This window comes from Halorubrum ezzemoulense DSM 17463, from assembly GCF_002114285.1.
Lineage (GTDB): Archaea > Halobacteriota > Halobacteria > Halobacteriales > Haloferacaceae > Halorubrum > Halorubrum ezzemoulense.
Window position 1 is genome coordinate 1 of the sequence record NZ_NEDJ01000095.1, and the last position, 9,312, is coordinate 9,312.

Here is a 9,312-nt window from a genome sequence, read left to right on the forward strand (position 1 = left end):
ATCTTAATATGAAACTAATGTACCTCGATGTGTGGTCAATTCGAACGGCTCACACAGTGGTCGGCGTAGATTTCTTCAAACAACCGGTGCGGCCACAGTCGGCCTTGCTTCCGCTGGATGTCTAGGAGCAACATCAGGGGGTTCAGACGGCGCTGATGGCTCGGACGGCTCGTCCAGTTCCACGAATAGTGCGAGCTCCGAAAGCAGCGGTGAGACGACTATCACTTGGTGGCACGCGATGGGGGGAAACCTCGGCGAAACGGTCGACGCGCTCGCGGCCGATTTCAATGAGCAGTCCTCCGGTGTGACGGTCGAAACAAGCTACAAGGGAAGCTATGACGAGACGCTGAACGCGGTCACCTCAGCGATCGGCGCAGGCGAAGCGCCGGAGCTGGCACAGATCGTCGACCTCGGGAGTCGCCTCGCGATCGACAGCGGTGCGTTCGTCCCGATGGAGGAGGCGCTTCCGAGCGACCGGATCGACTGGTCAGACTTTCAGGACCCAGTCATCGACTACTACTCGTTCGACGACACTGTGTATTCGATGCCGTTCAACTCCTCGAACCCGATCTTCTACTACAACAAGGACATGTTCGAGGAGGCCGGGCTCAATCCCGAATCGCCGCCATCGACGTTAGCCGAGATCCGTGAGGTGAGCGAGACGATCGTCGATCAGGGGATCGCGGAGCAGGGAATCACCTTCGCTAACGTCTCATGGTTCCCTGAGCAGTGGTTCGCGGAAGCGAACGTCCCGCTTGTGAACGAAGAGAACGGTCGTGCGGGGGACCCGACTGAGATCAACCTGGATACCGACACGGCTGACCGGGTGTTTGGCTGGTGGGCCGACATGCATGCCGACGGCCTGTACAACCATGCCGGCGTCGGCAACTGGGGCGCGGCACAACAGGCGTTCCTCAACGGACAGACGGCGATGTGGATCTCGTCCACGGCCGGCGTTGCTTCGGCGACGGCGGGAGCCGAAGAGAACGGATTCGAACTCGGGACGGGGTACTACCCGACGGTCGGCGACACACGCACCGGCGTCGTAATCGGGGGCGCATCGCTGTGGATGACCCGCGGTCTGTCCGAAGAAAAACGGCAGGGACTCACCGACTTCCTCCTCTGGCTGGCCGAGCCAGAGCAGCAGGCGTTCTGGCACCAGAACACCGGCTACTTCCCGATCAGTGACAGCGCCGTCGAGTACCTCGAAGAAGACGGCTGGTTCGACGAGAACCCCAACTTCCAGACCGCGTTCGACCAGCTTCAGGAGACGGAACAGACCGTCGCGACACAGGGCTGGCAAGCCGGACCCGCCTCGGAAGTCCGAACGATAATTCAGGACGGTTACGTCAGCATGATCAACTCTGACGTCACCGTCGAGTCGAAACTCGAGGAGATGAAGACGGAGGCCGACGACGTTCTCCAGAGCTACATCCAGAGCAAAGGCAACTGAAATGGGCGTACACGAGAACACGTACGATAGTTCGCTGGGGGCGTACCTCCTGCTACTACCGACACTGGCGGCGATCATCGCGTTCCTGTACTACCCGTCGCTACAGACGCTCCGGTTCAGCTTCTTCCAGACGTTTCTGTTCGGTCAGAACACCCGGTTCGTCGGACTGACGAACTTCACCGACCTGTTGGGGTCGCAGGTGTACCTCACGAGCGTCGGACTAACAATGGCGTTCGCGGTGATCGTCGTTATCGGATCGCTCGCTGTCGGCCTCCTGGTCGCGTTCCTGTTGTACGAGGTCAGCGACGGAAAGGCCGCGTACCTGATCGCCGCGATTTGGCCGTACGCACTACCGACAGCCGTCGCAGGAACGGTCCTGCTGTTCCTCGCGCACCCGAGCGTTGGTATCTACACGCACTACCTTGAGGCATGGTTCGGCATCGAACTGGACTGGTTCACCGTCGGGTGGCAGGGGTTCGCCGTCGTCACGGTGGCGGCGATCTGGAAACAGGTCGGGTACAACGTGATATTCATGCTCGCCGCATTGAACAACGTGCCTGAGTCGCTCAACGAGGCGTGTCGGCTCGACGGAATCGAAACGTGGCGTCGACTGGTGCGCGTGTACCTTCCGCTCATGTCGCCCACGTTGGTGTTCTTGGTCGTGATCAACACGATCTACGCGTTTTTCGGCAGCTTCGCCCTGATCGACCTAATGACGCAGGGGGGACCGACGAACGCCACCAACCTGATGATATATCAGTTGTACCGTGACGCCTTCCAGTTCAACAACCTCGGTCTCGCATCCGCGCAGTCCGTGATCCTGTTCGTGCTCGTGGCGGGACTCACGTTCGTCCAACTGCGCGTCTCAGACCGCTACGCACACTACTAATGTCACTCGACACTAACGACATCGCGACTGACGTTCGAGAGCGCGGACCGCTGTCGGCGATAGCCGACACACAGGTACTCCCGGCGCAGTGGCGCGTCCATCTCGGCCTCATCACTTCCGTCTTAGTGATGGCCTCGCCGCTCCTGCTCGCGTTCGTAATGAGTACCCAGACCGTTCCCGAAGTGTACGATATCACCGACATCAGTGTTGGCACCGACGGGCTGGCAAACTACGCCGAGGTGTTCACCAGGTACGGAATGGCATCGTACATGTTCAACTCCTTAGTGATGTCTATCGTTGTCACCGTCGCGAAGATCGCCGTGAGCCTCCTCGCCGCGGTCGCGCTCGTTTTCTACGACTTCCGGTTCAAGAACGCGATCTTCTTTCTGATCCTGTTCACGCTGATGTTCCCCGTTCCGGTACGAATCGTCCCCCTATACGAGATGATGGCCGCACTGGGGTGGACGAACACGCTGTTGGCGCTTACCGGCCCGTACGTCGCGAGCGCGACCGCTGTGTTCCTCCTCCGCCAGCACTTCATGTCGATCCCCGATTCGCTCGTCGAGTCGGCCAAAGTCGACGGCGTCGGTCCGCTCCGCTTCCTCTGGAAAGTGCTGATCCCGATGTCTCGGGGGATGATAAGCGGTCTCAGCGTGATCACGTTCATCTACGCGTGGAACCAGTACCTGTGGCCGCTGATCGTCGTCTCTGATCAGAGCAAACAGGTCGTACAGGTCGGCATGAAATACCTCCAGTCGGTTGGCAACGCCGGCCAGACTGACTGGGGGCTCATCATGGCGGGCGCCGTGTTGACGCGGTTGCCGCCGCTGCTGGCGCTCATCGTCTTCCGAGGCCCGCTGCTGGAAACCTTCGGACTATCAGAATGACCGGAATCACAACGACAGACCTGGTGAAGCGCTTCGAAGATGTCACCGCCGTTGGCGGTGTCGACCTCAACGTCAAAGACGGTGAGTTCCTCGTCTTGGTCGGTCCGTCGGGGTGCGGGAAGTCGACTACGCTCCGACTGCTCGCGGGCCTCGAGTCTCCGACGAAAGGTTCCATCGAGATCGCCGACGAGGTCGTGACGACCGTATCGCCCGCCGCGCGCGACGTCGCAATGGTGTTCCAGAACTACGCGCTGTACCCGCATATGACCGCTCGAGAAAACATGACGTTCGGTCTCGGAACGGCCACCGAGTTCACCGACGACGAGGTGGCAGAGCGGGTCGCAGACGCGGCCGAGATCCTCGACATCGAAGACCTCCTTGACAGGACTCCGTCAGCGCTTTCCGGGGGCGAACAACAGCGCGTGGCCATCGGGCGGGCGCTCGTTCGCGATCCGGAGGTGTTCCTAATGGACGAGCCGCTCAGCAACCTCGACGCGAAACTCCGCGTCCAGATGCGTGCTGAACTCGCCGAACTCCACGAGCAGCTTCGCACGACGACGCTGTACGTCACACACGACCAGGTCGAAGCGATGACACTCGGCGATCGGGTCGCGGTCATGTACGACGGCGAGATTCAGCAGGTCGCACCGCCACAGCGGCTGTACGATGCGCCGGCGACTCGGTTTGTCGCCGAGTTCATCGGTAGTCCGGGTATGAACACCGTCGAGGGAGTGCTCGAACGGCGTGGAGATTCCGTCCACGTGACGTGGGGCGAGAACAGCGTTCCGTTGCCGAGTCCGGTCTCCGACTCTGTGACATCTCACGCGGGAGACCGTGTGGTTCTGGGGGTCCGGCCCGAGGACCTGTCACAAGAGATGAACGGCCCGCTCAGCATGGATGTCACCGTCACCGAACCGCTCGGCGATTCGCTGTTGACCCGGGGCACAGTCGGTGACACCGAGATGGAAGTGAGCCTTCCGCCGCGGTCGGCGGTCGAAGTCGGTGACGTGCTGTCGTTGACCGCCGATCCCGAACGGCTCCACTTGTTTGACCCCGAGGCCGGGGGCGCGTTCTATCACTCCGCCGAGAACGTCGCCTCGGAGTCGACCGACCAGCCCGCGCACGAGGCCCAGTGGAACACGACATGAGTCGGGTCGAAACGCAGTACAACGCGATCGTCTTCGACAACGACGGCGTCCTCACCTATCCGACGGACGAGTCGGTCCTGACGGAAGCGTCGCAGCGGGCGTTCGCGGCGTTCGATGTCGACCCGACACCGAGCGACGTCCGGTCGCTCGTCGACGATCTCTCGGTGGAAACGGTGCGCAGGCTTGCCAAGCGGTACGAAGTTGACGCTGACGCGTTCTGGCGTCGTCACGAGACGGAACGCACAGCCCGCCAGTTGGCGGCGATCCGAGACGGTGAGAAGCCGCTCTACGACGATGTCGAGACGCTCGCCGATCTCGCGGTCCCGACGGCGATCGTGAGCAACAACCAGCACGCGACAATCGAACACATCGTCGCGGAGTTCGGTCTGGAGGCGATGTTCGAAGCGTACTACGGTCGAGAGCCGTCGCTTCGCGGACTGGAACGTCGCAAGCCGGACCCGTCGTATCTTGAGGCGGCGCTCGACGAGTTGGGCGTCGAATCGGCGTTGTACGTCGGTGACAGCCGTGTCGACGTGGCGGCGGCTCGCGCGGCTGGCGTCGACGCCGCGTTCGTGAACCGACCGCATCGCCGCGGGTATCGTCTCGATATCCGGCCGACGTATCGCCTCGATAGCCTCGCCGAGCTCGCGAGCCTTCCCACGAAGTAATTCACGGTCCGCTACCCAAATCAATATGAATCCACGAATCGGTTTCGTCACCGCAGTCGCATCGGAACTGGAACCGCAGTTGCGCTTCGCCGGGGACGGCGAGTTCGACTACGTCGAGATACTCATGGACGGGCCTCACAGCCGCGAGCGTCTCACGTCGAATCGCGGGACGATTCGGCAGATACTGGACAATCACGGCCTCGGCCTACTCGTTCACCTTCCGTTCCCGACAGACATCGGATCGCCTTACGAGTCCGTCCGCAGCGGTGCCGTCGAAACGCAGTCGGCCTGTATCGATGCCGCGGCCGAACTGGGGGCAGAAAAGGCCGTTCTCCACCCAGAGTCCTCCGCATGGTCAGTCGCGTGGGACGACGCGGAGCTCCGCGAGTACATCAACGAATCAGTCAGCAAACTGAACGCGTACGGTAACTCACGTCACGTCGAAATCTGTGCCGAGAACATATTCGGAAGCCCGTACACTATCGAACACATCGACGGATTGCTCGCCGCGACGGACACCTCGCTGACGCTCGATACGGGCCACGCTCGGGTAACCGGTCACGACCCGACGGAGACAGCCGCGTTCGTCGCTGACCACGCCGACCGCATCTCGCACGTTCACCTGAACGACACCCGTCGGCCGGCGGACGAACACCTCCCGTTCGGTGCCGGGAACCTCGACTTCGGGCCTATCTTCGAGGCGTTCCCCACCGACTGGCACGGGACGCTCTCGCTGGAAGTCGGGACGCAGTCACTCGACTACCTCCGTGAGTCGCGCTCTCAGTTGGAGCGGTATCTCTAGACATCATTGAGAATATCTCATCGGTTGAAGTTTTTAATAGAGCCTGAATCCTACACGCACACGCGGTTCAGGGTTGAGGCCTCGCGTTAAGTTTGACGTGGATTGTGGTAGACGGCGAAGGCTTCGAGCCAGTTTTGAGCGGTCTCTAACGCGCATTGCTGAAACTATTCGCAAACGATGATGTTCGTCGTTCTATCCCAGCCATATCAATCAACTTCTGACTGTGCTCCGAGACTGTTTCAGCGGTGTTCACAACATCGGGGCCAGTTGTCTGTTGTTCAATCAGCTCTGTACTCCACTTCACAACGCTCATCGTATTCTTTATGTTATAGAGGCTAGAAGGTGAATACACCCGCTTTCAGGCGGGTGATGAAGCCGACATAGTGGGAAGCAATCCACTAGCCGAACGTCTGTACCGAGTTTCACAGACAGAGATTTAACTGACAGGCCGCTCTATGGAGAGCTAGGAATCGGTCGGAACGGAGCGGATTCCGAACCGTCCTTCGGAGGCGGCCTGTCCGCCCGCGTAACGAGGTCGTTCGAAAATCTTCGATTTTCGTGATCACGAGAGACTTCGTCTCTCGGACGACAGTATCTGAAAGGGCAGTCGGTGAACGCCATATCCTCGAAGGGTGTGTCTGTGCCGACTGCTCAAAACAAACCAGACGATACCCCCAAGTCCGTTGACGCTTGCCGGCGTCCCCGTGGCAAAAACAACACTGGGACGCAGTACACGGCCGAGGATAGGGGTAACGGCCAGTTGGCATGGCCAGCAGTCCACCAGTCCGACACTGTGGGACTACCTATGCCCGAAAGGTCTGGTAGTCAACTGATTGGACTGTGACCTGAAACTCCCACCGCTCGGGATTCCTCCGCGTTTACGCGGAGGTGGATGTCAAGACGGAGCACCCGGTCAGGAACCTGAAGTTGCTGCTCACGTTGTCTAACCTCGCTAAGATCATGAACCGACCCCACTACACCGGTAACCGCTCCATCGTCGTCCCACAACGGCGAAAGAACAGCCCGAACGAAGCGCTGTCGTTCACCCGTAGCGGCCTCAGTTTCGAGTTCCAAAACAACTGATTCTCTATCCAGCGCTTGTTTTATTGCGGGTTCAATCTTCTCAGCAGTACTTTTTTCTGCTCTGTTGAATAGCGGTGTTGACCGAGGAGGTCAAAATTTGAGTCGGTTTGTTAACGGTTGACGCTAGTGGTCTCAAGATCGGCATCGTCTCACCATGGCTCAGAGGTCGCTATTCAACAGAGCAGTATTCAGCAATTCTATAACTTACCTTCCCGCATGGGACATCCGATCTGACCAGTCGAGTCCCACTATTTCGTGGGACGGCGTCACACAAATACAGCTTTATGTTTTGAGTAGTACTCAGCTTTGAACGTTACCGTCGGCTGTTGAGTGAACGAAAAGGTGGTCGATCTCTTGCATAAGCTCATCGACGCCACGATCATCGTTGTCTCGAACCCACGAGAGCAGGTTGTAAACGGCTTCCTTCAGGGAATGTTCGAGGTTCGCTCGAAGCGATGACGCTTTCGAGCGAACCGTCCCCAAGGCGCTCGAATCGGGATCAAGACGAACGAGACTGTAGGCAGCCATCAGAAGGTGCCAGTGCCGACTGGCACCTTCGTCAGTCTGCATCTCGCAGTCTCCCAAGCCGAGATCCTGCTTTGAGTCCTCGAAGAACGTCTCGATGCGCCACCGCATCCCGTAGGAGCGGATCACGTGTTCGGTCGGTGCGTCGATCTTGTTCGTGGCGAGGTATTTGACCGGGTTCTCTTCGTCTTCGTCAGTTTCTTTCTCGGCGATGACCAGCTTCACGTCTCCCAGTTGGGAGACGGGAAGCTTCTTCGTCCAGATGTGGTAGGTCTCGTCCTCAACGTTACGCTCGACGGTGTCGATGCGCTCTGCCAGCGCATCGACGCTGATCTCTTCGCCGCCGTAGGTTACCTGTCGGTTGCTCCGGAGCGGGCCGATCCAGTCCTTGCCGTAGGATTCGATGTGTTGGACGAGGGCAGAATCGTGAGCGAACCACGAGTCGAAGAGGTAGGTGTCCGCCGGGACACCTACCTCGTCTCCGAGTTCGGTGACGATCTCACGGGCGAGATCGTACTTGGTGTCGTGGTTTTGGTCATCTTCGTCCTGTTTTTCGTAGAGGCGGAAAGTGAGTGGGTAGGCAGTTTTGTCGTCAGCGTAGAAGGCGTAGATGAGGTCTTGGCCCCAGACAGTGTCACCTTCGGCGTGATCATAGAAGTGTCCGACGCCGGGGACTTCGTCCCCGGCTTTCTCGGTGATCGTGTCGTCGAGGATGATGTACCCATCCTTCGACCAACGTGTTTCGCCGTGTTTTTGAAGTTCTTCGAGACGTTCGTGGTTAAATTGCTGTTCGTCCCAGTCGTACTCGGTGAGGAACTTGTTGAGAGCGCGTTTGTCTCCAGCTGGAAGGACCTCGCGTGCGATGCCTGCCACGGTCTTGTTGCTGGCCGCAACAAGACCTGTGGCGTAGGTTTTCGCGTGCTGACGTTGTGCGGGTGACAGCGACTCGAACTCGTCGAATACACGCGTGCACGACAATAAGTCCGTAATCGGCATCATCCGTGTTCGCTACCGCCTACGTCACGATCCTACTTCAACGTTCAAAGCTGAGGAGTAGTATTTGGAATAGTGCCTTTGTTGACTCCTGTATGGTGTTCACTGGACAGGTGTATTCCATTCCAGATGACTCGGGTTGTCGTAATTACATCCAGCGGATAACGGGGGTGACACAGGTCAATGTAGCGGCGTGAGCTCCTCGGCTCTGTCGGGGCAATTAGTACAGTTGGTCTGGCTGGGTGTAGCTCCGTAATCGGCTCGGGTGACCCAGCGGAACGGGCACACACTGTGAGCGTGTATTTAGGTGATCGTGAACTCACTCGTGAGGTCACCGTCACGGTCACCAGTGAAGGCGGGTCTACGCTGTTCAAAAGCGAATACACTCTCTCAAATAGTAATGAAGCTGATGAGGACGCTACATTCCCCGCATCGGATGAGCCCGATACCGTCGTCGTGACAGTTGATGGGACTCGGTTTGAACGTGACTGGCCAGGGTTTGAACACCCGGATCTCCCGTGTGATGACCCAAACCACGCAGGGATCGAAATTTGGATCGAGGAAAGCGATGGCGGATCGCCGGCGATCCGATTAGAAGTGAACTGTCAGTCCGTAACGATGGACGGACAACCTGCCTGAGAGTCCCCGCCCGCGTCAGTCGTGATGTTTCGAATGAAGCCGCCTTGGCGAGTTCCCGGCATAGAGCGTGTAATCAGCACAAGAATTCGTTATTATTCCAAATGGGGCCCTGACTCATTCGAGAGAACGTGTCTACATCATGGGTGAGTAGCTTGGGACATTACTGATGAATCAGCCGGTTCAATTAACCGTATGACAAGTTTTTATAAGACAAAGATATATTAT

7 protein-coding genes and 2 pseudogenes are annotated in these 9,312 nt (G+C 58.6%); 6 read left to right on the forward strand and 3 right to left on the reverse strand.

The genetic code is table 11. From position 1 onward, the window contains the following. Positions 1-238 precede the first annotated feature (238 nt). The 6 genes from B9H04_RS16440 to B9H04_RS16465 are packed head-to-tail and all read left to right on the forward strand — an operon-like array spanning position 239 to position 5,847. Positions 239-1,453 (forward strand): ABC transporter substrate-binding protein, encoded by a 1,215-nt coding sequence (locus B9H04_RS16440; protein WP_179231094.1) that lies wholly within the window; start codon positions 239-241, stop codon positions 1,451-1,453. A 1-nt stretch (position 1,454) separates the two neighbouring features. Beyond that, on the forward strand, positions 1,455-2,342 hold the full coding sequence (locus B9H04_RS16445) for a carbohydrate ABC transporter permease (RefSeq protein ID WP_049933170.1): 888 nt from the start codon (positions 1,455-1,457) through the stop codon (positions 2,340-2,342). Beyond that, complete coding sequence (locus B9H04_RS16450) at positions 2,342-3,229, forward strand: carbohydrate ABC transporter permease (RefSeq protein WP_085682867.1); 888 nt, start codon at positions 2,342-2,344, stop codon at positions 3,227-3,229. Before B9H04_RS16445 ends, B9H04_RS16450 begins: the two co-directional genes overlap by 1 nt. Further along, complete coding sequence (locus tag B9H04_RS16455) at positions 3,226-4,377, forward strand: ABC transporter ATP-binding protein (protein ID WP_049933173.1); 1,152 nt, start codon at positions 3,226-3,228, stop codon at positions 4,375-4,377. Before B9H04_RS16450 ends, B9H04_RS16455 begins: the two co-directional genes overlap by 4 nt. Next, positions 4,374-5,045 (forward strand): HAD family hydrolase, encoded by a 672-nt coding sequence (locus tag B9H04_RS16460; protein ID WP_049933176.1) that lies wholly within the window; start codon positions 4,374-4,376, stop codon positions 5,043-5,045. Before B9H04_RS16455 ends, B9H04_RS16460 begins: the two co-directional genes overlap by 4 nt. Positions 5,046-5,070: 25 nt before the next feature. Then, positions 5,071-5,847 (forward strand): sugar phosphate isomerase/epimerase family protein, encoded by a 777-nt coding sequence (locus B9H04_RS16465; RefSeq protein WP_049933174.1) that lies wholly within the window; start codon positions 5,071-5,073, stop codon positions 5,845-5,847. An 86-nt stretch (positions 5,848-5,933) separates the two neighbouring features. On the opposite strand, the pseudogene B9H04_RS19535 reads toward B9H04_RS16465, so the two are convergent. The 3 genes and pseudogenes from B9H04_RS19535 to B9H04_RS16475 all read right to left on the reverse strand — a co-directional run. After that, positions 5,934-6,043: pseudogene (locus tag B9H04_RS19535) on the reverse strand (IS6 family transposase); the annotation flags it as partial. A gap of 629 nt (positions 6,044-6,672) precedes the next feature. Continuing rightward, a pseudogene (locus tag B9H04_RS19695) lies at positions 6,673-6,969 on the reverse strand (PAS domain-containing protein); the annotation flags it as partial. Between the two features lie 261 nt (positions 6,970-7,230). Then, positions 7,231-8,454 (reverse strand): IS701 family transposase, encoded by a 1,224-nt coding sequence (locus B9H04_RS16475; protein WP_049933526.1) that lies wholly within the window; start codon positions 8,452-8,454, stop codon positions 7,231-7,233. Between the last annotated feature and the right edge of the window lie 858 nt (positions 8,455-9,312).

Coding starts and splice junctions, on each gene's coding strand:
- B9H04_RS16440 (WP_179231094.1), top strand. CDS start 239: ATGGGGGGAAACCTCGGCGAAACGGTCGACGCGCTCGCGGCCGATTTC.
- B9H04_RS16445 (WP_049933170.1), top strand. CDS start 1,455: ATGGGCGTACACGAGAACACGTACGATAGTTCGCTGGGGGCGTACCTC.
- B9H04_RS16450 (WP_085682867.1), top strand. CDS start 2,342: ATGTCACTCGACACTAACGACATCGCGACTGACGTTCGAGAGCGCGGA.
- B9H04_RS16455 (WP_049933173.1), top strand. CDS start 3,226: ATGACCGGAATCACAACGACAGACCTGGTGAAGCGCTTCGAAGATGTC.
- B9H04_RS16460 (WP_049933176.1), top strand. CDS start 4,374: ATGAGTCGGGTCGAAACGCAGTACAACGCGATCGTCTTCGACAACGAC.
- B9H04_RS16465 (WP_049933174.1), top strand. CDS start 5,071: ATGAATCCACGAATCGGTTTCGTCACCGCAGTCGCATCGGAACTGGAA.
- B9H04_RS16475 (WP_049933526.1), bottom strand. CDS start 8,454: ATGATGCCGATTACGGACTTATTGTCGTGCACGCGTGTATTCGACGAG.